The organism is Exiguobacterium sp. s168, assembly GCF_018619035.1.
GTDB classification, from domain to species: domain Bacteria; phylum Bacillota; class Bacilli; order Exiguobacteriales; family Exiguobacteriaceae; genus Exiguobacterium_A; species Exiguobacterium_A acetylicum.
In genome coordinates this window covers 1-22,850 of sequence record NZ_JACSNE010000002.1, presented here as the reverse complement: position 1 = coordinate 22,850, position 22,850 = coordinate 1, and the positions used below count along the sequence as shown (strand labels likewise).

At 43.8% G+C, this 22,850-nt stretch carries 25 protein-coding genes; 19 read left to right on the top strand and 6 right to left on the bottom strand.

Features of this window, described 5'->3' with window-relative positions:
• Positions 1–224: 224 nt before the first annotated feature.
• The 5 genes from KNQ15_RS01580 to KNQ15_RS01560 all read left to right on the top strand — a co-directional run bounded on the left by KNQ15_RS01580 (position 225) and on the right by KNQ15_RS01560 (position 6,184).
• Positions 225–1,838 (top strand): peptide ABC transporter substrate-binding protein, encoded by a 1,614-nt coding sequence (locus tag KNQ15_RS01580; protein WP_047393676.1) that lies wholly within the window; start codon positions 225–227, stop codon positions 1,836–1,838.
• A 334-nt stretch (positions 1,839–2,172) separates the two neighbouring features.
• Positions 2,173–3,099, top strand: coding sequence for an oligopeptide ABC transporter permease (gene opp3b / locus KNQ15_RS01575; protein ID WP_029342199.1), 927 nt, complete (start codon positions 2,173–2,175; stop codon positions 3,097–3,099).
• Positions 3,099–4,130: an oligopeptide ABC transporter permease gene (gene opp3C, locus KNQ15_RS01570; protein WP_029342200.1), complete on the top strand. Its 1,032-nt coding sequence runs from the start codon at positions 3,099–3,101 to the stop codon at positions 4,128–4,130. The genes opp3b and opp3C overlap by 1 nt, the downstream gene beginning before the upstream one ends.
• Before the next feature lie 27 nt (positions 4,131–4,157).
• A complete protein-coding gene (locus KNQ15_RS01565; RefSeq protein ID WP_029342201.1) occupies positions 4,158–5,231 on the top strand; it encodes an ABC transporter ATP-binding protein in 1,074 nt (357 codons plus the stop codon).
• Complete coding sequence (locus KNQ15_RS01560) at positions 5,231–6,184, top strand: ABC transporter ATP-binding protein (protein WP_029342202.1); 954 nt, start codon at positions 5,231–5,233, stop codon at positions 6,182–6,184. The genes KNQ15_RS01565 and KNQ15_RS01560 overlap by 1 nt, the downstream gene beginning before the upstream one ends.
• Positions 6,185–6,230: 46 nt before the next feature.
• Here KNQ15_RS01560 and KNQ15_RS01555 read toward each other — a convergent pair whose 3' ends face one another.
• Positions 6,231–6,764: an HD domain-containing protein gene (locus tag KNQ15_RS01555; protein ID WP_029342203.1), complete on the bottom strand. Its 534-nt coding sequence runs from the start codon at positions 6,762–6,764 to the stop codon at positions 6,231–6,233.
• A 223-nt stretch (positions 6,765–6,987) separates the two neighbouring features.
• Here KNQ15_RS01555 and KNQ15_RS01550 point away from each other — a divergent pair, with 223 nt between their 5' ends.
• From KNQ15_RS01550 to mecA, 3 genes are all read left to right on the top strand, one after another.
• Complete coding sequence (locus tag KNQ15_RS01550) at positions 6,988–7,125, top strand: hypothetical protein (protein WP_023468890.1); 138 nt, start codon at positions 6,988–6,990, stop codon at positions 7,123–7,125.
• Positions 7,126–7,297: 172 nt separating this feature from the next.
• A complete protein-coding gene (gene spxA / locus KNQ15_RS01545; protein ID WP_012370920.1) occupies positions 7,298–7,696 on the top strand; it encodes a transcriptional regulator SpxA in 399 nt (132 codons plus the stop codon).
• 171 nt (positions 7,697–7,867) lie between these two features.
• Entirely contained in the window at positions 7,868–8,494 is a 627-nt protein-coding gene (mecA, locus tag KNQ15_RS01540) for an adaptor protein MecA (protein WP_023468889.1), read from the top strand.
• Between the two features lie 62 nt (positions 8,495–8,556).
• On the opposite strand, the gene KNQ15_RS01535 is transcribed toward mecA, so the two are convergent.
• Positions 8,557–9,279 (bottom strand): SDR family NAD(P)-dependent oxidoreductase, encoded by a 723-nt coding sequence (locus KNQ15_RS01535; protein ID WP_058705426.1) that lies wholly within the window; start codon positions 9,277–9,279, stop codon positions 8,557–8,559.
• Positions 9,280–9,347: 68 nt separating this feature from the next.
• Here KNQ15_RS01535 and cls point away from each other — a divergent pair, with 68 nt between their 5' ends.
• From cls to pepF, 3 genes are all read left to right on the top strand, one after another.
• On the top strand, positions 9,348–10,859 hold the full coding sequence (gene cls, locus KNQ15_RS01530; protein ID WP_034786055.1) for a cardiolipin synthase: 1,512 nt from the start codon (positions 9,348–9,350) through the stop codon (positions 10,857–10,859).
• 18 nt (positions 10,860–10,877) lie between these two features.
• On the top strand, positions 10,878–11,828 hold the full coding sequence (locus tag KNQ15_RS01525) for a competence protein CoiA family protein (RefSeq protein ID WP_214727389.1): 951 nt from the start codon (positions 10,878–10,880) through the stop codon (positions 11,826–11,828).
• Positions 11,829–11,892: 64 nt separating this feature from the next.
• Entirely contained in the window at positions 11,893–13,695 is a 1,803-nt protein-coding gene (pepF, locus tag KNQ15_RS01520; RefSeq protein WP_029342208.1) for an oligoendopeptidase F, read from the top strand.
• Between the two features lie 216 nt (positions 13,696–13,911).
• On the opposite strand, the gene KNQ15_RS01515 is transcribed toward pepF, so the two are convergent.
• Both KNQ15_RS01515 and KNQ15_RS01510 read right to left on the bottom strand, forming a co-directional pair.
• Positions 13,912–14,703, bottom strand: a complete 792-nt coding sequence (locus KNQ15_RS01515) for a DsbA family protein (protein WP_029342209.1) — start codon at positions 14,701–14,703, stop codon at positions 13,912–13,914.
• Between the two features lie 94 nt (positions 14,704–14,797).
• Positions 14,798–15,379, bottom strand: a complete 582-nt coding sequence (locus KNQ15_RS01510) for a CYTH domain-containing protein (protein WP_353048882.1) — start codon at positions 15,377–15,379, stop codon at positions 14,798–14,800.
• Positions 15,380–15,475: 96 nt separating this feature from the next.
• Between KNQ15_RS01510 and yjbM the strand changes: the two genes are divergently transcribed.
• The 3 genes from yjbM to KNQ15_RS01495 are packed head-to-tail and all read left to right on the top strand — an operon-like array spanning position 15,476 to position 17,837.
• Positions 15,476–16,120, top strand: a complete 645-nt coding sequence (gene yjbM / locus KNQ15_RS01505; RefSeq protein ID WP_035396676.1) for a GTP diphosphokinase — start codon at positions 15,476–15,478, stop codon at positions 16,118–16,120.
• A gap of 10 nt (positions 16,121–16,130) precedes the next feature.
• Positions 16,131–16,934: an NAD kinase gene (locus tag KNQ15_RS01500; RefSeq protein ID WP_214727381.1), complete on the top strand. Its 804-nt coding sequence runs from the start codon at positions 16,131–16,133 to the stop codon at positions 16,932–16,934.
• A gap of 18 nt (positions 16,935–16,952) precedes the next feature.
• Entirely contained in the window at positions 16,953–17,837 is an 885-nt protein-coding gene (locus KNQ15_RS01495; RefSeq protein ID WP_214727374.1) for an RluA family pseudouridine synthase, read from the top strand.
• 53 nt (positions 17,838–17,890) lie between these two features.
• Here KNQ15_RS01495 and KNQ15_RS01490 read toward each other — a convergent pair whose 3' ends face one another.
• Positions 17,891–19,060, bottom strand: a complete 1,170-nt coding sequence (locus KNQ15_RS01490) for an FtsW/RodA/SpoVE family cell cycle protein (protein ID WP_214727372.1) — start codon at positions 19,058–19,060, stop codon at positions 17,891–17,893.
• Between the two features lie 144 nt (positions 19,061–19,204).
• Between KNQ15_RS01490 and fabI the strand changes: the two genes are divergently transcribed.
• Together fabI and KNQ15_RS01480 are read left to right on the top strand one after the other, a co-directional pair.
• Positions 19,205–19,978: an enoyl-ACP reductase FabI gene (gene fabI, locus KNQ15_RS01485; protein ID WP_029342212.1), complete on the top strand. Its 774-nt coding sequence runs from the start codon at positions 19,205–19,207 to the stop codon at positions 19,976–19,978.
• Between the two features lie 110 nt (positions 19,979–20,088).
• Positions 20,089–20,307: a hypothetical protein gene (locus KNQ15_RS01480; protein WP_029342213.1), complete on the top strand. Its 219-nt coding sequence runs from the start codon at positions 20,089–20,091 to the stop codon at positions 20,305–20,307.
• A 4-nt stretch (positions 20,308–20,311) separates the two neighbouring features.
• On the opposite strand, the gene KNQ15_RS01475 is transcribed toward KNQ15_RS01480, so the two are convergent.
• Positions 20,312–20,824, bottom strand: coding sequence for a YjcG family protein (locus KNQ15_RS01475; protein WP_023468877.1), 513 nt, complete (start codon positions 20,822–20,824; stop codon positions 20,312–20,314).
• Between the two features lie 145 nt (positions 20,825–20,969).
• Between KNQ15_RS01475 and KNQ15_RS01470 the strand changes: the two genes are divergently transcribed.
• From KNQ15_RS01470 to KNQ15_RS01460, 3 genes are read left to right on the top strand one after another with little or no spacing between them, the layout of a single operon-like run.
• Entirely contained in the window at positions 20,970–21,512 is a 543-nt protein-coding gene (locus KNQ15_RS01470; protein WP_034786059.1) for a phosphatidylglycerophosphatase A family protein, read from the top strand.
• The gene (locus KNQ15_RS01465; RefSeq protein ID WP_214727370.1) at positions 21,512–22,132 is read left to right on the top strand and encodes a phosphatase PAP2 family protein; all 621 of its coding nucleotides are present in this window, start codon (positions 21,512–21,514) and stop codon (positions 22,130–22,132) included. The genes KNQ15_RS01470 and KNQ15_RS01465 overlap by 1 nt, the downstream gene beginning before the upstream one ends.
• Complete coding sequence (locus KNQ15_RS01460) at positions 22,132–22,629, top strand: hypothetical protein (protein WP_214727368.1); 498 nt, start codon at positions 22,132–22,134, stop codon at positions 22,627–22,629. Before KNQ15_RS01465 ends, KNQ15_RS01460 begins: the two co-directional genes overlap by 1 nt.
• Positions 22,630–22,850: the final 221 nt, after the last annotated feature.

Sequence of the window (22,850 nt, the reverse complement as noted above, 5' to 3'; positions counted from 1 at the left end):
AATCCTGTTACGAATCGGTAACAAACGAATGATGCAAAATAGCAAATAGTGTGACTATTTACTTGACGTTAATGCTATTCTCACATAAAATCAATTTATCACTTCGTTTAAGTTTTTGAAACTAGGTCAATGCATTTTGGGGAATACATTGCAGTTTCGACGGGACGTTATTGATGTCATAGGCATTATGGCAACTTGGAAATTGAAAAGGAGATGACTTACCGATGAAGAAAAAAACAGTCGGTCTCGCATTATCAGTCATGCTTGCAGGAAGCGCAGTGCTTGCTGGATGTTCGACAGGTGGCGGAGACAGTGATTCAGGTTCTACAGACGGAAAGAAAAATCTACGCTTAACAGACTCTTCGGATATCACGACAGTTGACCCGGCAAAAGCTACGGATTCTGTCGCTTTCAACATGATCGGGAACACGATGGAAGGTCTTTACCGTCTCGATAAAGACGGCAAAGCGATTCCAGCACTTGCAGAAAAAACAGATATCTCAAGTGATAACTTGACGTATACGTTCACACTTCGTGATTCAAAATGGTCTGATGGTTCACCCGTCAAAGCACAAGATTTCGAATTCGCTTGGAAACGTGCTGCTGATCCGAAAACAGCATCTAGTTACTCGTACATCTTTGACACGTTAAAAAACGGCGCTGATGTTACACAGGGTAAAAAAGCTGTCGACGAACTCGGTGTTAAAGCACTTGACGACAAAACGTTAGAAGTAAAACTTGAGCGTCCAGCGCCGTATTTCCTTTCACTGACATCGTTTGGTACGTACTCACCGATCAGTGAAGACTTCTACAAAAAGAATGAAAAAGACTTCTCGCTTAAACCAGATAAATTACTCTATAACGGTCCTTTCGTTTGGGAATCTTGGAAAACGGATTCAAAACGTGTCCTGAAGAAAAACGATAACTACTGGGATAAAGATGCTGTCAAACTCGACGAAGTTACGGTCAGTGTCGTCAAAGATACGTCAACAGTAGTAAACCTTTATGATTCAAACGATATCGATTACGCTGGTCTGACTTCAGAGCAAGTTGAAGCTTACAAATCGAAGCCTGAATTCAAGACAGCACTTCGTTCTTCAATCGCTTATTTGAAGTTCAATAACGAAGATGCAACGATGAAAAATGTTGATGCACGTAAAGCAATTGCTCGTGCTATCGATCCAAAAGGAATTACAGATACGCTTCTTGCGAACGGTTCGATTCCAACAACAAGCTTCATTCCGAAAGAATTCATCAAAGATGCGTCTGGTAAAGACTATACGAGCGACATCAACTGGTTCGACCGTGATGGAAAAGAAGCAGCTGATCTTTGGAAAAAAGCAAACGGCGATAAGAAAACGACGATTGAACTTCTTTCATTCGACAATGAAGATGCGAAGAAGATCAGTGAGTACATGAAAGGTCAAATCGAGAAAAATCTTCCGAACGTCACTGTTTCAATCAAACAACAACCGTTCAAGAATAAACTCGATCTTGAATCAAAAGGAGACTACCAGGTTTCTTACTCACTTTGGGGTCCGGATTACCAGGATCCAATGTCTAACCTGTCAATCTTCGAATCAACGAATAGCCAAAACGACGTCAAGTACAAGTCTGCAGCTTATGATAAATTGTTGAACGCAGCGAATGAAGAGTCTGACTTAAACAAACGTCTCGATCTCTTCAAACAAGCGGAAGCGCAATTGATTGAGAAAGATCAAGCCATCGCGCCAATCTATCAAGCAGGTTCTGCATACTTGAGCCGTCCGACGGTTAAAGATTTCAACCGTCAAGTGTTCGGAGCAGATTTCCAATACAAATACGTTGATATTAAGTAATCGAGAATGGGAGCGTCCCCTGATCAGTTCGGGTACGCTCCTGTTTTATACTACTTTTTATGAATGGAAACTCATTTTTATCGAAAATGTGAAAGTTTCGTAAAAAAGTAGTTCTAATTACTTTGTTAGCAAAGTATAATGGAATCAAACGAAAAATTCTGACTATTGGATGAAATTAGAAAAACATCCAAGCGAACATCAAATCAAAGCACAATAAAAAAAGAATTTTTAAATTTTTATGACAAAATTCTTGAATGTTCCGACAATTGTGGGTCATACTGATTTTATTGATGTTTCGAAAAAAACAGAAAATCTTTATAGGGGGTGCCATCTTATGGGCCGTTATTTAGCTCAACGCCTGGTTTACGGCGTACTGACGTTTTTACTCATCGCTTCGTTCACTTTCTTCCTGATGGATCTGTTACCAGGTTCACCGTTCCAAAACCAGGAGAAACTTTCTCCTGAACAGTTGAATATCCTTCGGGATAAGTACAACTTGAATGATCCACTGCCACAACGCTATGCAGCGTATATGGTCAACTTGTTCCAAGGAGATCTCGGTATTTCATTCAAATATGATAGCCGTCCGGTAACGGATTTAATCTCTGAACGAATTGGACCATCGGCTCAATTAGGAGTTCAAGCACTAGTACTCGGAGTATTATTAGGACTCGTCTTAGGTGTTGTCGCAGCGCTTCGCCACAACACAGTGATCGATTACGGTGCGATGTTCGTATCGGTTATCGGAATCTCGGTACCGTCATTCGTATTCGCCTCACTCCTTCAATACTACGTTGGCGTGAAATGGGGCGTTTTGCCAGTCGCGTTCTGGGAAAGCCCGGCGCATACCATCTTGCCGACTATATCGTTATCACTTGGGGTCACAGCCTCAATTGCTCGATTCGTCCGGACAGAGATGCTAGAAGTTACGAACCAGGATTATGTCACGTTAGCTAAAGCAAAAGGCCTAGATGGTCAGTCGATTACTTGGAAACACATGGTTCGGAACGCCTTGATTCCGGCGATTACGATTCTTGGACCAATGACAGCTGCATTGATTACAGGAACACTCGTCATTGAGCGGATTTTCTCTGTACCTGGTCTTGGTGAACTCTTCGTATCATCAATCACACAAAATGACTACACAGTCATCATGGGTACGACGTTGTTCTTCTCAGCAGTCTTCATTCTCATGATTTTGATCGTCGATTTGCTGTACGGTGTCGTTGATCCACGGATCCGTTTGGGGGGTAACAAATAATGGCTGAACAAAATTCAAATGCAAAAGCAGAACAGTTTGATTCATCGCTGTTCCAACACGTTGAGTTCAATGAACAAGCAGGGGAACGCCTTGCTGGTAAAAGCTTAAACTTCTGGCAAGATGCTTGGATGCGTCTACGCAAGAACAAAGCAGCGATTCTCTCACTTGCTGTCATCATCATCATCGCGATCATGTCATTGGTCGGACCTGCGTTGTCTGGTAATGACCCTTATACCCAAACAATCACGCAAGCTAAACTTCCACCTAAAGTTACTGGTTTAGAGTGGGCTGGTTTTGACGGTATGGCGACACTTGGTGATACGCCGATTGATTTTTATAAACAAAAACAGGTGACGGAGAACTTCTGGTTCGGAACGGACCACCTTGGTCGTGATCTTTGGTCACGTGTTTGGGAAGGAACGAAGATTTCGCTATTCATCGGTTTGATGGCAGCACTCATCGACGTTCTCGTTGGTGTCACATACGGCGGGATTTCTGCTTACTACGGTGGGCGTGTCGATAACATCATGCAACGGATTGCAGAAATTTTAACAGGTGTACCGAACTTGATCTTGATCATCTTGTTCATCTTGATTCTTGAACCAGGGATCACGACGATCATCCTTGCGATGACGATTACCGGCTGGATCGGGATGAGCCGACTTGTTCGTGGTCAAATCCTGAAACTAAAGAACCAAGAATTCGTTCTTGCAGCACGGACACTTGGTGCTTCTAGCGCACGATTAATCTTCAAGCATTTGATTCCAAATACCTTGGGAACAATCATTATCTCGCTTATGTTCACAATTCCAAGTGCGATCTTCTTCGAAGCGTTCTTAAGCTTCATCGGTTTAGGACTTGCACCACCACAACCGTCACTCGGTACATTGATCAACGAAGGGTACAAAGAACTCAAAACGTTCCCATTCTTGCTCGTTGTTCCATCGACGGTCATCGTACTCCTCATGGTCAGCTTCAATATGTTGGCAGATGGACTGCGTGATGCGTTCGACCCACGTTTACGACGCTAACGGAAACTAGAGAGGAGCTCATTCACAATGGAAACTATTTTATCTGTTCGCGACCTGAATGTCGCTTTCCATACGTATGCCGGGACGGTACAAGCCGTCCGCGGTGTATCGTTTGATTTGAAAAAAGGCGAGACACTCGCAATCGTTGGTGAGTCTGGTTCTGGTAAATCGGTTACTTCAAAAGCGATCATGCGTTTGATCCCAAACCCACCAGGTGAAATCACACAAGGTGAAATCTTATTTGAAGGTCGCGACCTCGTTAAGCTTTCCGATAAAGAAATGCAAAAAGTCCGCGGTCGTGATATCGCAATGATTTTCCAAGATCCGATGACATCACTTAACCCGACGATGACGATTTATAAACAAATCGCTGAAGGTCTAAAACGTCACCAAGGCTTAACAGGTGACGCAGCGAAAAAGCGTACACTCGAACTTTTGACACTCGTAGGAATTCCGAATCCAGAAGCGCGTCTGAAACAATATCCGCACCAATTATCGGGTGGGATGCGTCAACGGATCGTCATCGCAATCGCGCTTGCATGTAATCCGAAAGTGTTGATTGCCGATGAGCCGACGACTGCACTCGATGTTACGATTCAAGCTCAGATTCTCGAGTTATTGAAAGACATTCAGCAAAAAACGGGTACAGCAATCATCTTTATTACGCACGACTTAGGTGTCGTAGCGAACATGGCTGACCGTGTAGCCGTCATGTATGCTGGTAAATTGATTGAAAAAGGTACAGTAGATGAGATCTTCTATGAGCCGCGTCATCCATACACTTGGGGACTACTAGGTTCAATGCCACGTCCATCTGATGACCGTTCACAAGATCTTCCTGCGATTCCAGGAACTCCACCGAACTTGATGCATCCACCAGTCGGTGATGCGTTTGCACCGCGTAACAAATACGCGATGAAGATTGATTTCGAGAAAGAACCACCTTTCTTCAAAATCTCAGATACACACGAAGCGGCGACGTGGTTGCTACATCCACAAGCTCCATACGTTGAACCACCCGCTGCAATCCGTGACTTGGCGTTAAAATACCGTCCGGACAGCGTGTTCTCAAAATCGCTTCTGAAAGGCGGTCTGAAATAATGGAAAACCGTAATAAATTACTTGAAGTAAAAAACTTGAAGCAACATTTCAATATTGGACGTGGACGCGTCGTCAAAGCGGTTGATGGACTTTCATTTGATATCTACGAAGGCGAAGTACTTGGTCTCGTTGGAGAATCAGGCTGTGGTAAGTCAACAACTGGTCGCTCGATCATTGGTTTATACGAAGCGACAGACGGCGAAGTCATCTTTAAAGGTGAAAACGTTCATGGTAAGAAGTCACGTAAAGACAAATTGAAATTCAACCGTGCAATGCAAATGATCTTCCAAGATCCGTATGCATCGTTAAATCCACGGATGACGGTTGGTGATATCATCGCTGAAGGAATCGATATTCATGGTTTAGCGAACTCAAAAGAAGAGCGCAATAACCGTGTGTATGATTTGCTTGAGACTGTTGGTTTGACGAAAGAACATGCGAGTCGTTACCCGCACGAGTTCTCAGGTGGTCAGCGTCAACGGATTGGGATCGCACGCGCACTTGCTGTAGAGCCGGACTTCATCATTGCGGATGAGCCGATTTCAGCACTCGACGTATCGATTCAAGCCCAAGTCGTCAACTTGATGAAAAAACTGCAACGTGATCGCAGTTTGACATACTTGTTCATCGCCCATGATTTATCGATGGTTAAGTATATCTCAGACCGGATCGGTGTTATGTACCAGGGTCACCTCGTTGAATTGTGTGATGCGGATCGTCTGTATGAGAATCCAGTTCATGCGTATACGAAGTCACTTTTGTCTGCGATTCCGCTTCCGGATCCAGAGCACGAGCGGACACGTAAACGGATCATCTTCGATCGTCCGACGAGTGGACCGGTTGGTAAATCGGATGAAGATTCGAGCATTCCACCACTTCGTGAAATCGAGCCAGGTCACTTCGTTTCGATGACGGATGCAGAACTTGAAGCGTATCAAGCGCAACTCGTATAATCGTTAAAGCAAAAAGGCATTTCCACGTTGATCGTGGAAATGCCTTTTAATTTTCTGATGCGATACGCGGTAGATGAGCAAATCGATGGACGACTGCATCGATTGCATCCAGACGACGCATGGCTTCTTCAAAGTCAATTTTTTCGTAATGATGGAGTCCGCCCGGCTGTTCTTCCAGCGTATCCGCATCATGAACGAGTTGTTGTAAAGGTGTTCGATTGATCGCACCTGGTGGAAGATAAGAATCGGTATGCAACAGAACGGCGAGAGCAATTTCTTTTGCGCGTGCTGGTTCTTCACCAAGGCGAATTAGAAGTTTGTGAGCACGTTCAGCTCCTTTAATGGCATGAATATCATTTTGGCGATATAAATCATAGTTCCAAGTGCCATCGGTATACCATTCGTAATGACCGATATCATGTAAGAGTGCTGCCTTCGTAGCAGTGTCAGCATCTAAGCCGCGTTTCGTAGCAAGAGTCAGTGCGCGCTCCGCGACTGAAATCGCATGATTCAAGCCAGAACGAGATAAATATTTTTGAGCGATCGGATGATCGAGAATCGTGACGAGTGTTAATGCCATGAATGAAAAACTCCTTTCTGAGCGTTGATATTTCTATACACTCTACAGAAAATTGAAAGAAATTGCAACTGTTTTTCATTTCTCAATCGACAATCTCACATATTTAATTGCTTAAAGTAGGAATAGATTTTTAGTTTACGTGGTATACTTACTAATGTAGAAGATGATTATTTCGCTTTCGTAGGTTGTTAGTTCTGTTTCGGGCCGATTGGGGTGTCGGAATATGAAAGAACGTGACAAGAAGAAAAAGCTGAAGAAGCGCCTTTTGCGGGATATTTTAGAGAAAAAACTGAAAGAAATGAAACTTCCTAAAGCAAAAGAGACGATTTCTCAGCCATTTGATCACACGCCAGCTTGTTAAAGCCACGTGGTGGCTTTAACAAGCTTTTTTACGAAAAGTTCTTTCATCTTTATAAAAAAGCTAGGTTTTCTGCTTTATTAGATGTAAACTATCAAGTAATAGAACCATCATCAATATTTGCTTATTCACATAGGTATTGAATGATGTTAAATCAGGGGGAGGATGTTTTTCAATGGTAACACTCTATACTTCACCAAGTTGTACTTCTTGTCGGAAAGCACGCGCGTGGCTTGAAGAACATGAAATCCCGTTCGTTGAACGTAATATTTTTTCAGAACCATTATCGCTCGATGAAATCAAACAGATTCTTCGTATGACGGAAGATGGAACGGACGAGATTATCTCAACACGTTCAAAAGTCTTCTCGAAACTCGATGTTTCCGTTGAAAACTTATCGTTGCAGCACCTATACGATTTGATTCAAGAATATCCGGGATTATTGCGTCGCCCAATCTTGATTGATGAAAAACGCCTTCAAGTTGGATACAACGAGGATGAAATCCGTCGATTCTTACCGCGCAAGGTGCGTACGTTCCAACTTCTGGAAGCACAGCGTCTTGTAAACGAGTAATTTTCAAAAGCACGCTGCTTCGTGAGCAGTGTGCTTTTTGTTACCGATAAAAAAGGTTAAAATAAAGATAACAAAGGAATAGAAATATATCCTTAGGATTCAAAACTATGAATCCAAGTCATGTCCTCGTTCGTATTCTAAATAAGGAACGAGAAGAAAGGAGTGGACAGTTTGAAAATCGAACGCGTCAATGACAATACGGTCAAGTTCTTCATCACGTACACCGACATCGAACGCCGTGGTTTTGCCCGAGATGAGATTTGGTATAACCGGGAACGGGGAGAACAGTTATTCTGGCAGATGATGGACGAAGCGAATGAAAAAGAGTCCATCTCCTTCGAAGGTCCACTGTGGATACAAGTGCAAGCATTTGAAAAAGGTCTTGAAGTCACTGTAACGATCGCGAAAAATGCAGTTGATGGTGAGCAAGTCGATGAAGACGAACTCGATTCACTTTTACGATCAGCGATGTCTGAGACAGAAGATAAAGATACAGAGTTAAGCCAAGATGTTTTATTTGAAACTCGCGATTTTGAACATATCATCGCGCTCAGTCAATATGCGAATGCTCCTGTATTCGCAGAACTTGAAACAGCGCTTTACCAAAAAGATGGACTCTATTTACTGCATGTTCATTTCGAAGATGATGTGAACGTAGAGGCGCAAGAAAACGTCATGAGTTTAATCGCAGAGTATCTCCAGTTCAGCGAGCAAACGATACATCCTGTCGCTGAATACGGGAAACAGATCATTGCTTCAGATGTCTTTCCGTTCATTCGGAAACATTTTCCGAACTAAGGTCAGAAAAAGTGCGAGGAAAAGGAGGATCACATATCGTGATACCTCCTTTTGTTCTGGTATTAAGTGAGGGTGTAGCCTCCATCTACGATGAGCGCTTGACCGTTGATGTAACTCGCTTTGTTTGATAGTAAGAAACAAACGACCTCAGCGATTTCAGAAGGTTGTGCAGGTTCACCTCGAAGGTGATGTTTCATTGCGAGATCAAATTTATCTTTCCCGCCATATAACGCATGACTGAGCGCTGTATCGACTGGTCCCGGGCAAATAGCATTAAATCGGTACTTACCATGGAATCGGGCGGCGTATGTCTTTGTTAGCGTCAGTAAAGCACTTTTAGACGATGCATAAGGCAGTAGCATTGCTGGAAACTTAACGTGACCTACGATGGCACTATTATTGACGATAGAAGCCCCCTTTGAGAAGCGTTTCGTCGCAAGCTGGATGATTCGTTCGGGCGCGTGATAGTTCACTTGGAATACTTCTTTTTGTTGATCGGAGACACGTTCAGGTGCAACGGGTTTACCGAAAGTACCTGCATTGTTGAAAATACCATCGATTTCTGGGAAATCTTCTTGTGTTTCTTCAAAGAACGCATCGATTGCAGAGGAATCAGCTAAGTCGACAGGGAAGAAATATAAACGTCCTTCTCCATTTGATTCAAGCGAGGATCCTTTTTCTTCATTACGACCAATCGCAAGGACAGTATGTCCCTCCCGGATGAGTTGAAGGGCAGTTGCCTCACCAATTCCACTTGTTGCACCAGTAATGATATACGTACCCATTTAAACGCTTCCTTTCTGTCATCAGTTTAAATACGATTTGTACTACTTACATAAAAGGAGGGGGATTCATGCTACGACGTGTACAACTTCTCATGACCCTCATCTTGACCATCGGCTTGATTGCCTTTTTATCCTACTATTGGAGTGTCTATATGGTAGGTTGGCTGTCCATCGTCATCATCTTGGTCGTCATGAGCGTGTTCGTCATCATTTTACTTGAAAATCGGAACCCAGAACGAACGCTCGTCTGGGCACTCGTCATGATGGCATTGCCTGTCGTTGGCGTATTCGTGTATTTCACATTTGGTCAGAATTACCGTCGAAAACGAATGTTTCGACTGAAGGCAATGCTTGATGAAGAGTCTTACATTAAATATCGTACCCAGTTTAAGGCAGGGGTACACCAATCAGTGTTCCAAGAAGGACATTATGGAAAAGTTGTGACACTTATCGATTCAATCAGTCGCCTTCCGATTTCGTATAATACACATACAAGGATCTTGACGAATGGTCAGGAAAAGTTTCCGATTCTTTTAGAAGAGATTCGTCAAGCACAGCATCATATTCATTTGGAGTACTATATCGTACGCGATGATCAACTTGCGCTTCAGTTACAGGAAGCGTTGATTGAAAAGGCCAAGCAAGGAATCGAGGTCCGCTTTCTTTATGATGCTGTCGGATGTTTTTCGACGGATAAACATTATTTCAAGAAGATGCAGGCGGCTGGTATTGAGGTTCGTGCGTTTTTCCCCGTCGTCTTACCGTTTATTTCGAGTAAATCTAACTACCGGAATCATCGGAAAATCGTCGTCATCGATGGAACGGTTGCTTTTACAGGCGGAATCAACATTGGCGACGAGTATATCGGTCGTGATCAACATTTTGGTTTCTGGCGTGATACTCACCTTCTTGTAAGAGGAGAGGCTGTCTCTGAACTCCAATTGATTTTTTTGCAAGACTGGTATTACATGACCGGTGAACGGCTGTTTACCCCGTTTTATATGGAGCCACTTGAGTACGTTGAAGAAGCAACAGGAGGCGTTCAAATCATTGCAAGCGGACCTGATGAGCCACATGAGGCAATGAAATCACTTTACTTCGGGCTCATCACGGAAGCGCGTGAATCGGTCTATATTGCTTCCCCGTATTTGATACCGGACGAAGATCTCATGACAGCGCTGAAGACAGCTGCTATGGCAGGGATTGATGTCCGTATTCTACTACCGAGTTTCCCAGATCATAAAATCGTGTTTTATGCGAGCCGTTCATACTTTGATGATTTGCTACAAGCTGGTGTGAAAATCTACGAGTACAACAAAGGGTTCATGCACTCGAAAGTCATCGTCGTCGATGACGCCATCGCAACGATTGGGACAGCGAACATGGATTTACGTAGTTTTCATTTGAATTTCGAAGTGAATGCTTTCTTATATGGAACGAACTCTGTCCATGAACTGACACGCGATTTTTATGAAGATTTTAGCCATTCGACACAAGTTGATGCTGATCTGTTTCATCGGCGTCCATTACGCCGTCGATTGATTGAATCGATTTCACGTTTATTCTCACCGTTACTTTAGGAAAAGGGGACGATTCAGATGTTTGAAGCCATTGATGCTTCTGGTAAACGCATCATGATTCACAGATTTCCCATCCATGAATTAAAAGCGATGTCCTTACGTTGTCCGTATTGCCTGAAGCCTTTGCGCGTCAGGCAAGGACGACGACCACACTTTGCACATATCTCAGCTTGTTCAGGAGAAAGTAATTTGCATATGTCTTGGAAAAAGCGGATTGCCGATTCTTTAATAAACGCAGGTATCCAAGTCGAATTTGAATGGATGACTGGAGAGAGACGTTTTGACCTGTGGATACCAGAAAGGGAACTTGGAATTGAAATTCAACGTTCTCCAATGTCGGCAGAGGAATGGATGAGACGAGCCATACTTGATGCGAAACAAGAACAAACAGTTCGGTGGATCGGATTTCATCCTTCACAGGGTGTCACATTGCGATTGCAAGGTTGGATGCGACAAGCATTTTTACAAAATGATTATTTGGATCTAATCGTCGAAAATCAAATCCGGAGATTTCGACATCCGGTTCCTTTTGCGAAACATCATGTCTATTGTACGGTTCAATCGCTTTCGTTATCTGATTTTCTCTCGATAGAGCCTTCATCATTTCCTCGGAAATTTTCAATCGCTCGATGGCAAGGAATCGTTCATCGCTATCGTCGACGTCCTTTTTATCCTTCATTACCTCCACGCCTCCTAAAGGTTCCACTGTATCAAGCAGGTTTCCATCTACAAAATCTTCCCTCTTTTGTCTTTCTTCCCATCACACGTTTATTATTTCTACCCGTCCATCCCTTTGAATTTCAAATCGTCGTCTTTTTAGAACTAAAAGGAAGATATACTTCGATCCGTCTGGAACATGCCATAAATCAACTGCTTCAGCAATTGAATCTATCAATTGAAAGAGAGTTGATTGATGCTCTTGTCAGGGAATGGATGGAGCGGATTGAGGAGGCGAATAAGCTGTTTTAGCAGGAGCACTTCGATTGTTTGTCGAAAAGAAAACAGGTATAACTGAATTAAAGGAGTGAGGGAAATGGCAGAAGTATTAACACGTCAAGATGTTGACGTTACAGAAACATGGAATCTAGAGTCGATTTACGCAACGAACGAAGCGTGGGAAGAAGAATTCGAATCGGTGAAAGCGATGCTTCCATTACTCGTCGAGTATAAGGGTCGTCTTGGACAGAGTGCAGAAACGCTCTATGAAGGGTTACAGTTACGAGACGAAGTCTCAAGACGCCTTTATAAGCTTTATACATACGCGCACATGCGTTATGACGAAAATACAGCAGACAGCTTCTATCAAGCCATGAACGACCGTGCTCGGACGCTCGCGTCGCAAATCGGAGCAACACTTGCTTTCATGACACCAGAACTATTAGCTGTACCTGAGTCAACGATTGAGACGTATCTTAATGAGAATCCAGATCTTGCGATGTATCGTCACGCATTTGATGAATTGAATCAAGAGCGTGAACACGTCCTGACGGAAGCAGAAGAAGCGATTCTTGCGAAGGCAGGAGAAGTACTCGGTCAATCCGGTACGACGTTCGGTATGTTGAACAATGCAGATCTGACATTCCCGAAAATCAAAGGGGAAGACGGAGAAGAGACAGAGTTGACACATGGTCGCTTCATCACATTCCTTGAATCATCTGATCGTTCGGTCCGTGAAGCAGCATTTAAAGCGATGTACGGAACATATGCGAAATACACCAATACACTCGCCTCGACACTTGCTGGGTCAGTTAAGAAAGACAACTTCTATGCGGATGTCCGGAAGTTCCCATCGGCACGCGCAGCAGCTTTACACGGTAATGCGATTCCTGAGTCCGTCTATGATGGATTAGTTGAAGCGGTACATGAGCATTTACCACTTCTCCATCGTTACGTCGCCCTGCGTAAGCGGGTGCTCGGACTCGATGAACTACACGTGTATGATATGTACACACCACTCGTTTCTGAGGTGGAGATGAAAGTCTCTTACGAGGAAGCGAAACAATTGATGGTTGAAGGACTCGCACCGCTCGGAGCGGAGTACAAGCACATCCTCGAAGAAGGATTGTCTGAACGTTGGGTTGATGTCCGGGAGACGCGTGGTAAACGGAGTGGAGCTTACTCTTCTGGTGCTTATGATACACAGCCGTTCATTTTGATGAACTGGCAAGACAACATCAACAACCTCTTTACACTCGCACATGAATTCGGACATTCTGTCCATAGTTATTACACGCGAAAATCTCAACCATATCCATATGGTGACTATTCAATCTTCGTCGCAGAAGTCGCCTCAACGACGAATGAAGCATTATTGAACGACTATCTATTGAAAAAAGTGACGGATCGTAAAGAAAAACTCTATCTATTGAACAATCAACTCGAAACATTCCGCGGAACATTGTTCCGACAAACGATGTTTGCCGAGTTCGAACATGCAATCCATGATGCGGCTCGTCTTGGACAATCGCTGACACCGGAATTTCTAACGTCAACGTATTATGCGTTGAATCAAAAATACTTCGGAGAAGAAATTGTATTAGATGAAGAAATTGGTCTAGAATGGGCTCGGATTCCACACTTCTACTACAATTATTATGTCTATCAGTATGCAACAGGTATTTCTGCTGCTGCTGCCTTGACGGATCAGATTCTAGAAGAAGGACAACCTGCTGTAGAGCGATACATCAACAATTTCTTAAAAGCGGGATCAAGTGATTATCCAATCGAAGTGTTAAAAGCTGCGGGTGTTGATATGACAACAAAAGCACCAGTTGAAGCAGCACTTCGTCAATTTGAACGTGTCCTAGATGAATTTGAATCTTTGTTAGCAGAGTGACATCTTTGTGACAAAGTGAACAAAGAGTGGAAAAGAGGAGAGTTCCACGATATACTTATATTGTGAAGAGGGTCACATTCCCCAGTCGATTCTCTTTTTCCCCCATCCAGTGGTCAAAAGAAAAGTCCTTCTCATCATGAGGGACTTTTTCTTTTGTCTATGATTGAACATAAAAAGGACAGTGAAGCACGCTTCACTGTCCTTTTATTGTTTTTATCATGCATGTGCCGAATCTTTTAAATGACGCCATACTTTTCCATCACAGTACGATAGAGAAGCACATTTTTGTTGCAAGACTAGTTTTTTTAATTCATGTTCAATCTGGGATTCAGGAGCGTCATAAATAAAGGCGATTTCAGCCGTTGTTGCTGTTTCATACCGTCTCAAGAATTGTTCGAGTGGTGGCTTCGGTTGTTTTTCGATCGTATGATCTAGCAATTCACTTAAGATCGAGACATACACCAAATACTCATAAGGTCCTTCTGCTTTAATCGCTTCTTCGTCTCCGACGAAAGCAAGTGTCGGAAGAATCCGAACATCCCACTCGGTGACTAGTTCAGTTTCTTTCTCGAGCATTTGCTGAATCGTATCCGACGAGACATCACGATGGAACTCTTCTAAATCCAAACCATACTCCGTCAATGCTTCTGCTAGCCGCATCAATGATGGGCGACTATAAGCACTTTCTCCTTCGACGTTATGAAGCATTCGAAGGCGTCGCATGAATCGCATACCAAACGTCTTTCCTTGAAGCTCAATTGCTTTTAGAATGACGAGTGGTGACATATCGCATGCAGATCGTGATGGAGCACATGGAATCGTTGCAATCGTCCGAAGACGGAACAGATGACCATATTCTAGCTCTAGCTTCTTGAGGACGGGTATCAACCGTAAACCATCCGTTTGGGTCACATCTAGAAAATGATAGATTTCCAGAGGTTTCGTCGGTTGTTGAATCGATGGTTCGTCCAATGAACAATAAGATCCGTTGCATTGTGCGTGTTCCATCCGTTCACCCCTTCCTGTTGTTATCGTTACCCTATTTTAGCAACGAAAAAAAAGAAAGAGCAAAGGTTTTGCTTGTTCATTCTTACACGAAAAATCAAGAAAGCGCTTTACGTTCCATGAAGCGAACAATTTTGTTTTTTGTTTTGCGCTTGGGAATGTCGTGTTCTGAAAGAAGTCGCTCGAAATCCTTTTGCCCTTGTTCGAAGTTACTGACCTCAAACTCTAACTCATAATCGGTATGTCCGAGATAGCGACTTTTATCAAGGACAAGCAATCCTTCTGGAAGAACGGTTTCGATTCGTTCTGTCTCTAATCGACCTAAATGTTCTAAAGATCCCTGCAAATCAAATGACTTTAGCTGCTTGTTCATCTCTTCGGAATGAATTAGACCGTATTTGAATAAATCTTCTGCTTCAGTTGATGATAACGTGACATGTGTCTCAAGCAACCCCTTTTCATGAGGTTGTTTTAAAGTCAGTACGAGTCCCTGTTTTTTTTCACGAATCCGTAATGCAGCGCCTTTTTTACGAAGTTCAAAATCTGGTGTATCAAAATAATCATTTGCTTGCCAAATGGGTTGTTTAGTTGATGCATAATGGGTAAATAGTGATAGATATTCTTGTTCAGACAATAAGTTCTTAAATTCGATTTCCAATTCTTGTCTAATCGGAATCACGCCTTTCTAGTTGAATGTCTGAAAATATGATAACATGAATGAGGTAGGAACAGGCACTGAACCAATACTATTCGATTAAAAGTGGTGACAAATCAGATGACAAAAGAAAATTGGGATTTATTTCTTGCGCCGTATCAAATCGCGGTCGATGAGTTGAAAGTTAAGCTAAAAGCGATTCGTAAACAATTTCAGCAACGGGGAGAACATTCACCGATTGAATTTGTCACAGGACGGGTCAAACCTGTAAAGAGCATTCTTCAAAAAGCGGAACGAAAAGCAATTGCGCGCGAATCATTAGAACAAGATATGCAGGATATCGCCGGATTACGCATCATGTGTCAATTCGTCGATGATATCATTCATGTCCTTGAGCTCTTGCGCTCGCGCGGAGATTTCAAAATCGTCGAAGAACGAAACTACATTACGCAAAAAAAGGATAGTGGCTATCGATCGTATCACGTCATCATTGCCTATCCGGTACAGACAATCGAAGGTGAAGTTCCGACATTAGTCGAAATTCAAATTCGAACGCTTGCGATGAACTTCTGGGCAACGATCGAACACTCGTTGAACTATAAGTACCAAGGAAATATTCCAGAAGAGACGCGTGAGCGATTGCGGCGTGCGGCAGAGGCAGCATTTTTGCTTGATGCGGAGATGAGCCAGCTGAAAGTAGAAATCCAAGACGCACAACTCGTCTTTCAACGCGACGCTAAGGCGTCTGAACGATTAAAAGAGTAGGGGGATGACCATGCGTTTTGCAATCACGGCTCGTGATGATGAGCGATCTCATGCGCTGAAACAGCAACTCGAGCAGGCATTGACGGATCGAGGATGTATTCTTGATGTCAGCCAGCCGGAAATCGTCGTCTCGATCGGTGGAGACGGAACGATGTTACAGGCGTTTCATTCGTATCTAGATCAAGTAGAGACGATCACGCTTGTTGGGATTCATACGGGGCATCTTGGTTTTTATGCGGATTGGCGCCCTGAAGAAATGGACGAACTGATTGATCATATCGCGAAGCAGGATTTAGCGACGGTTCAATACCCGTTGCTTGAACTCTCGATTGATTATGCGGATGGTTCTCACAACCAACTGCTTGCCTTGAATGAATGTACGATTAAAAGTTTTAATCAGACGCTCGTTTGTGATTTATCGATTCGAGGCGACTACTTCGAGACATTCCGAGGTGATGGACTGTGTGTATCGACACCTTCTGGTTCGACGGCTTACAATAAGGCACTCGGTGGAGCGATCGTTCACCCGGCGCTCGAAGCAATTCAAATTACAGAGATGGCTTCGATCAACAATCGTGTCTACCGAACGATCGGCTCACCGATGTTGTTACCGAAACATCATGATGTCGAAATTCGTCCCGTTAATCCGATTGATTTTCAGATGACCTATGACCACTATGCTTCGATCGTTCATCAAAATGTGACATCGATTCGGTGCCGGGTCTCTGATAAAAAAGTGAAATTTGCTCGTTTTCGTTCTTTCCCGTTCTGGCAACGGGTGCGGGAATCTTTCCTGGCAGACGAAAGACGTTGAAGTAAAGGAAATGGAAACATGAATGGATTTCAGCTACAACAGATGGTGACTGACATTGAGGATGGCTGGCGTGTCAGTCATTTTTGTACGACCCGTTTAGGGATTTCGCGAAAAATGTTAGTATCGATTAAAAATCATGGGGATATCATGTGTAATGGTCAGCATGTCAACGTCCACGACGTCTTACACGCGGGTGATCGTGTCCATGTGTTCTTCCCGGAAGAGACACCAGCACCGGATATGGTGGCGACAGAAGGAGAGCTCGATATTTTGTTTGAAGATGATTGGTTGCTCGTCGTCAATAAACCGCCAGGCATGGCATCGATCCCGTCACGATTGCATCCGGAACGCTCATTATCGAACTATGTCCTTGGTTATTATCAAAAACAAGGCATTCCGTATGCAATCCATATCGTTAATCGGCTCGATCGTGATACGAGTGGTCTTGTCTTGTTCGCGAAACATGGACTTGCTCATCACCGAATGAGTCTTATGCAACGATCCAATGAATTAGAACGACATTATTTAGCGTATGCACCCGGAAACGTACCGGTACAAACAATTGATCAACCGATTGGTCAAACCGATCATTCTTTCATGGAACGGATGGTACGACCAGATGGTCAACGGGCCATTACGCATATCTTAAATAGCCGTCTAGTTCGAGCCTTTGACCAAGAGATCTCATTACTCGATATCCGACTAGAGACAGGTCGGACACACCAAATTCGTGTCCATCTTGCTTTTCTTGGGCATCCTTTGATTGGCGATACGATGTATCAAGGGAACCCGTTACTTCCGCGTCAGGCGCTCCATAGTGCGTCAGCAACGTTCCTTCATCCTGCGACGGGAGAACAGGTTCGTTTTGAAGCACCCCTTCCTGAGGATCTCCGACTGGAATGATGAAGTACACAAATAAAAGGCAATGGACTTGGTCCACTGCCTTTTATTTGTGTTTAGTCTTCATCGAACATAGAAATTCGAGATTGAGAGGCGATTGCCATGATCAATCCTAGACCGACGAGGTTTACGATCATCGTTGATCCACCATAACTGATGAACGGTAAGGGAAGACCTGTGATCGGTAAGACACCAATCGTCATCCCGATGTTTTGGAAGATCTGGAACGTAAACATCGCGACGTATCCTGTCACGATATAGGTGCCAAATGGATCCGCTGTTTCAAGTGCAATTTGAATCAAGCGATAGACGAACAGGAACAAGACGATCAAGACGATGGCAGCCCCGATAAAACCGTAGTGAGAGGCAATCGTCGTAAAGATGAAGTCTGTATGCAATTCCGGAACGAACACTTGCAGTTTTCCGTATCCAACGCCGAACATTTGCCCTGAACCTGTAGCGTTGATTGCTTGGACGAGCTGGTACGACAGATCATCCGCATATTCGAATGGTTGCAACCAAGCCATGATCCGGTTCATCGCGTGACCCGGGAAAAAGGTGGCGAGTAAATCGTTCTGGAAAAAGAACAGATAAAAGAAGATGATAACGGCGCCTGCAAACAGACCGAACATTGTCAAAAGCCATTTCCAATTCAGTCCTGATAATAACATCGCACATGCCAAGATGACGCAGAGAATCAAACCGATCCCTAAATCGGGCTGAATGATGATGAGACCGAGCGGCAAGGCTGTGACCGCGACTAACTTAATAAGTAACAAGAGATCTCTTTCATGTTGAACATAACGCGCATTGTGTTCGGTAATGACGGCGGCGAGCGTCACGATCAAAAAGAACTTCATGAACTCAGCCGGTTGGACTGTACCGATAACTGGGAATTGATACCAACCGTATGCCCCTTTGATTTCAGTGACGATTGGTGTACCACGGAAAATGACAAGACCGACCAATGACACGATACCTGCTCCATATAAAAACCAGTGGAATCGCTTCAACTGTTCATAATCGATGAAAATGACGACGGATAACGCCATGAAGCCGATGACATACCATTGAATTTGTTTGGCAGAGAAGTTGATGGCACTGATCGCACCTTTAAGCGAAGGTTGTGCTGTATAGATGGCGATGATACTGATGACCATCAGACAGGCGAGTAAAAAAAGCAACGTATGATCATAACGTTGTGTAAATGATTTGAATCGATTCATTTCATCCCTACTTTCTATCACTTTCTATATTACCGTAATTTATCAAATCCGCAATATCAAGAGCGATGGTTGACAGAAGCGTTACGTTTTTGTAACCTGAAGATAGGTTTTATTACCAGGTACTAATTCAAGGGGGACTTTATCATGAATATTTATCCTTCACTCGAAGGCAAGACGTACGTCGTCATGGGCGTCATCAACCAACGTTCGATTGCATGGGGTATCGCACGTGCGCTCGACGCTGCTGGAGCAAGCCTGGCATTTACATATGTCGGGGAACGTTTTAAAGCACCACTTGAAAAATTAGGGCAAGAATTATCACGTCCGGCTTCTTATTATACGTGTGATGTCACAAGTGATGAAGAAATCGAACAGGTCTTCCAAACAATCCATGCGGATCACGGTAAGATTTCAGGAATCGCTCACTCGATCGCATTCGCGGACAAAGAAGCGCTTCGTGGTGAATTCTCTGGAGTAACGCGTGAACAGTTTGCGCAAGCACTTGATATCTCAGCCTACAGCTTAACAGCAGTCGTCAAGGCGGCGAAGGATTTCTTTACGGAAGATGCATCCGTCATCACGTTGACGTACCTTGGTGGTGAGAAGATGGTTCCGAACTACAACGTCATGGGTGTTGCGAAAGCCGCATTAGATGCAAGCGTTCGTTATCTCGCTGCTGAATATGGTCAGCAAGGCGTTCGTGTCAATGCCATCTCAGCTGGTCCAATTCGGACAGTATCAGCAAAAGGTGTCGGCGACTTCAATTCGATTCTTGATAGCATCGAAGAACGTGCGCCACTTCATCGTAACGTCACGACAGAACAAATTGGTCAAAGTGGACTGTTCTTGCTTTCACAAATGTCGAGTGGGGTGACAGGAGAAATCCTTCACGTTGATAGCGGATTCCACATTCTTTAATAAAAGATCGATTAAGCCAGGCTTTCCTAAGTGGGAGGCTTGGTTTTTTTTGTGCTGGATCGGGGAAGTATCAAATATGAACATGTTGAAGGAGAGAGGAAGTGTAATGGATGAATGCAATCGATTTTACAGTCGTGCAATATGTGAACCGTCAAGTACGTGTCGATCCACAACTAAAGACTGAGCCAGTCGCTCGGATTCAACCAATTCGCCCAATCGATGCTTATCGTGAACATGAAACTGACGATTTTTTAGAAGAACAAGCAAATGCATACGGTGTATTACCAGAACTAAAACTTCCCGGTCGAAGCTTCGACCGGGAAGTTTAATCATTCATTGACCTGTGAAGCGGAATGTCTCATAGACACTCCAAGCACCGTTTTCCAGTTCATACAATAAAGCCATTTTCGTAACGTCCTCTTGGAAACGAATATCTTCCATCTTGAGACGTTCTAACACGTCGAACAGTTCGACATCCGACAGTTCTTGACCAATCGTGATATGTGGCAAGAAATCGTATTTCGGCTTATGTTCGAGTGGTCCTGTATGCAAAGCGCGATGTAATTGTTCTAACTCATCCGTTGGCATTACTTTAAGGAACAAGACATTGTTCGTCGGATGGAACGAACGAGCTCCTTGAATGTGCAAATTGACAGGCTTCGTTTCGGACGCGATTCGATTCAACTCCGTCACGATGTGGTCTAATTCTGTCTCATCGACTTCCATCCGCTCCCGTAGCGTGATATGAGGTGTGATCAGTGCATACTTCGAGTCATATCTCTTTCGGTATGAATTTGCAAAATCTTGAACGCGTTTCGATGGAAACAATACAACCCCGATGTTCATCGAAAATCCCCTACTTTCCCCTGAAATGATAACGCTTTACAAAATAATCATGACGGATTCTGGCGTCGATGTCAAAGAAGTTTGAGAGGAGGTTCAGAATCCGTGTATACTAATGAAGTACTTTGTTGGAGAGGTGGATACAGTCATGAAGAAAACACATTCAAAAGAGGTCAAACAAGCAGCTATCGATAAGTTACATGAACGAGGGGTAACGATTCATGCGATTGCTGAAATCGTGTACCAGATGCAGGCCCCATACACGGTAGATCTGACAATTGAAACATGTGTCAGTTCAGTAGAACGTGTTCTTGAAAAACGTGAATTACAACATGCGATTCTCGTCGGAGCAGAACTAGACATCTTGGCGGAAAAAGGGTTATTATCAGAACCCCTCCTGTCCATCATCCAAAGCGATGAAGGGCTATTTGGCGTAGATGAGACGATTGCGATTGGCGCCGTCAACACGTATGGTTCGATTGCGGTTACGACGTTCGGCTATTTGGATAAAGCAAAGGTCGGTATCATCAAAGAGCTCGATACGAAGCTTGGGGATGGAAAAGTCAATACGTTTATGGATGATATCGTCGCGGCGATCGCAGCAAACGCGTCCGGACGACTAGCGCATCGTTTGCGGGATAAAGAAGACTACTCAGCAGAAGAATTAGAAGAACGTAAGGGGACATACTGATGCGGGGTGGGAGAGCGGCATGGACAGGTGCGTCCATCGCTGTCGTCTTATTCGTAATCATCGCCGTCTCGATTCGAATGACAGGCTATTTCTTATTTGATGCCCAATTATCGTCATATATGTCGCAACACGTTCCAGGGGATTACGTTTCTTGGTTCACTCAACTCGGATCAGGTCCAGGGGCGATGACGATGACGGCGTTACTTGGCATACTGAGTTATGTTTTGTGGCGAGATCGTATCGCAAGCATTTGGTATGTGCTCATGGCAATATCAGTAGGTGTATTGAATCAAGTCGTTAAATTCGCTTTTGTCCGAGAGCGACCTTCATTAAACGAACTGGTTGGTGGCGTAGGATACAGTTTTCCGAGTGGTCACTCAGCGATGGCTTTTGCCGTCTATGCTGGATTTCTCGTCGTTGCGTTTCGTCATCTTAAAACAAGTGGGAAAGTACTTGTATCGATCGTGACGATTGGATTATTCCTCGCCATGGGAGCTTCTCGAATCATTTTAAACGTTCACTATTTCTCAGATGTCATCGGTGGGTATTGTTTTGCCGGAATTCTTTTATGTAGCTCCTATGCATTCATCGTCTCCCGTAGAAAAAAAGGAGTGGCTTGATGTTACTGTTAGATGTTGATCATAGTTTGTTATTTGATGAAGAAACGATGCGCTCCATCAACAAGCCGACGTTGCTTGTCGAGCGAGTCGCTGGGCGACCTCGTTTCATGACGATGCGAGCGCATCTTAGATTAAAACGGTTAGTATCGATTAACGGTGTTGTTCCGGTGACGAAACGAACGATGGAAGAGTACCAGCAGTTGGAGCTCTTTCAAATCGATGCGCCACCTAAGTGGGCGATCATTGACGGTGGAAAGATTTTGCTCAAAGAAGGAAAAGTGGATCGTCGATATGAAAATTGGCTTCGTCAATTCAATAAGGAAACATCACTTGATTCCATTCTTGAGTATCTCATCGAAATGGAACAAGTTTCGATCGATGTATATCCTTCTGAGACGTTATCCAGTGTAATCACGCTGCCGCATGAACCGATTCAACGGACGACGGACGAAGCGGTATTACTAGAAGAACTATTTCGTAAGTATGAAACGACATGAAAAAACCGGACGGTCTGCTTGAGACCTGGGCTAACCTAAAATTTTAAGACAATATAAAACACCTTCGGAGTGGTACACTTTTAAAAAGTACTAACATCGGAGGTGTTTTTGCATGGGCAAAAACGTATATTGAAGTGAAGTGAAATGGGCAGTAGTCAAAGATAAGCTGAGTGGTAAGTTAACGACGAGAGAAATCATGGAGAAGTACGGAATCAAAAATG

Bases quoted from the DNA above. Each gene is read 5' to 3' on its own strand.
- KNQ15_RS01580 (WP_047393676.1), top strand. From the start codon at position 225: ATGAAGAAAAAAACAGTCGGTCTCGCATTATCAGTCATGCTTGCAGGA.
- opp3b (WP_029342199.1), top strand. From the start codon at position 2,173: ATGGGCCGTTATTTAGCTCAACGCCTGGTTTACGGCGTACTGACGTTT.
- opp3C (WP_029342200.1), top strand. From the start codon at position 3,099: ATGGCTGAACAAAATTCAAATGCAAAAGCAGAACAGTTTGATTCATCG.
- KNQ15_RS01565 (WP_029342201.1), top strand. From the start codon at position 4,158: ATGGAAACTATTTTATCTGTTCGCGACCTGAATGTCGCTTTCCATACG.
- KNQ15_RS01560 (WP_029342202.1), top strand. From the start codon at position 5,231: ATGGAAAACCGTAATAAATTACTTGAAGTAAAAAACTTGAAGCAACAT.
- KNQ15_RS01555 (WP_029342203.1), bottom strand. From the start codon at position 6,764: ATGGCATTAACACTCGTCACGATTCTCGATCATCCGATCGCTCAAAAA.
- KNQ15_RS01550 (WP_023468890.1), top strand. From the start codon at position 6,988: ATGAAAGAACGTGACAAGAAGAAAAAGCTGAAGAAGCGCCTTTTGCGG.
- spxA (WP_012370920.1), top strand. From the start codon at position 7,298: ATGGTAACACTCTATACTTCACCAAGTTGTACTTCTTGTCGGAAAGCA.
- KNQ15_RS01535 (WP_058705426.1), bottom strand. From the start codon at position 9,279: ATGGGTACGTATATCATTACTGGTGCAACAAGTGGAATTGGTGAGGCA.
- cls (WP_034786055.1), top strand. From the start codon at position 9,348: ATGCTACGACGTGTACAACTTCTCATGACCCTCATCTTGACCATCGGC.
- KNQ15_RS01525 (WP_214727389.1), top strand. From the start codon at position 10,878: ATGTTTGAAGCCATTGATGCTTCTGGTAAACGCATCATGATTCACAGA.
- pepF (WP_029342208.1), top strand. From the start codon at position 11,893: ATGGCAGAAGTATTAACACGTCAAGATGTTGACGTTACAGAAACATGG.
- KNQ15_RS01515 (WP_029342209.1), bottom strand. From the start codon at position 14,703: ATGGAACACGCACAATGCAACGGATCTTATTGTTCATTGGACGAACCA.
- yjbM (WP_035396676.1), top strand. From the start codon at position 15,476: ATGACAAAAGAAAATTGGGATTTATTTCTTGCGCCGTATCAAATCGCG.
- KNQ15_RS01500 (WP_214727381.1), top strand. From the start codon at position 16,131: ATGCGTTTTGCAATCACGGCTCGTGATGATGAGCGATCTCATGCGCTG.
- KNQ15_RS01495 (WP_214727374.1), top strand. From the start codon at position 16,953: ATGAATGGATTTCAGCTACAACAGATGGTGACTGACATTGAGGATGGC.
- KNQ15_RS01490 (WP_214727372.1), bottom strand. From the start codon at position 19,060: ATGAATCGATTCAAATCATTTACACAACGTTATGATCATACGTTGCTT.
- fabI (WP_029342212.1), top strand. From the start codon at position 19,205: ATGAATATTTATCCTTCACTCGAAGGCAAGACGTACGTCGTCATGGGC.
- KNQ15_RS01480 (WP_029342213.1), top strand. From the start codon at position 20,089: ATGAATGCAATCGATTTTACAGTCGTGCAATATGTGAACCGTCAAGTA.
- KNQ15_RS01475 (WP_023468877.1), bottom strand. From the start codon at position 20,824: ATGAACATCGGGGTTGTATTGTTTCCATCGAAACGCGTTCAAGATTTT.
- KNQ15_RS01470 (WP_034786059.1), top strand. From the start codon at position 20,970: ATGAAGAAAACACATTCAAAAGAGGTCAAACAAGCAGCTATCGATAAG.
- KNQ15_RS01465 (WP_214727370.1), top strand. From the start codon at position 21,512: ATGCGGGGTGGGAGAGCGGCATGGACAGGTGCGTCCATCGCTGTCGTC.
- KNQ15_RS01460 (WP_214727368.1), top strand. From the start codon at position 22,132: ATGTTACTGTTAGATGTTGATCATAGTTTGTTATTTGATGAAGAAACG.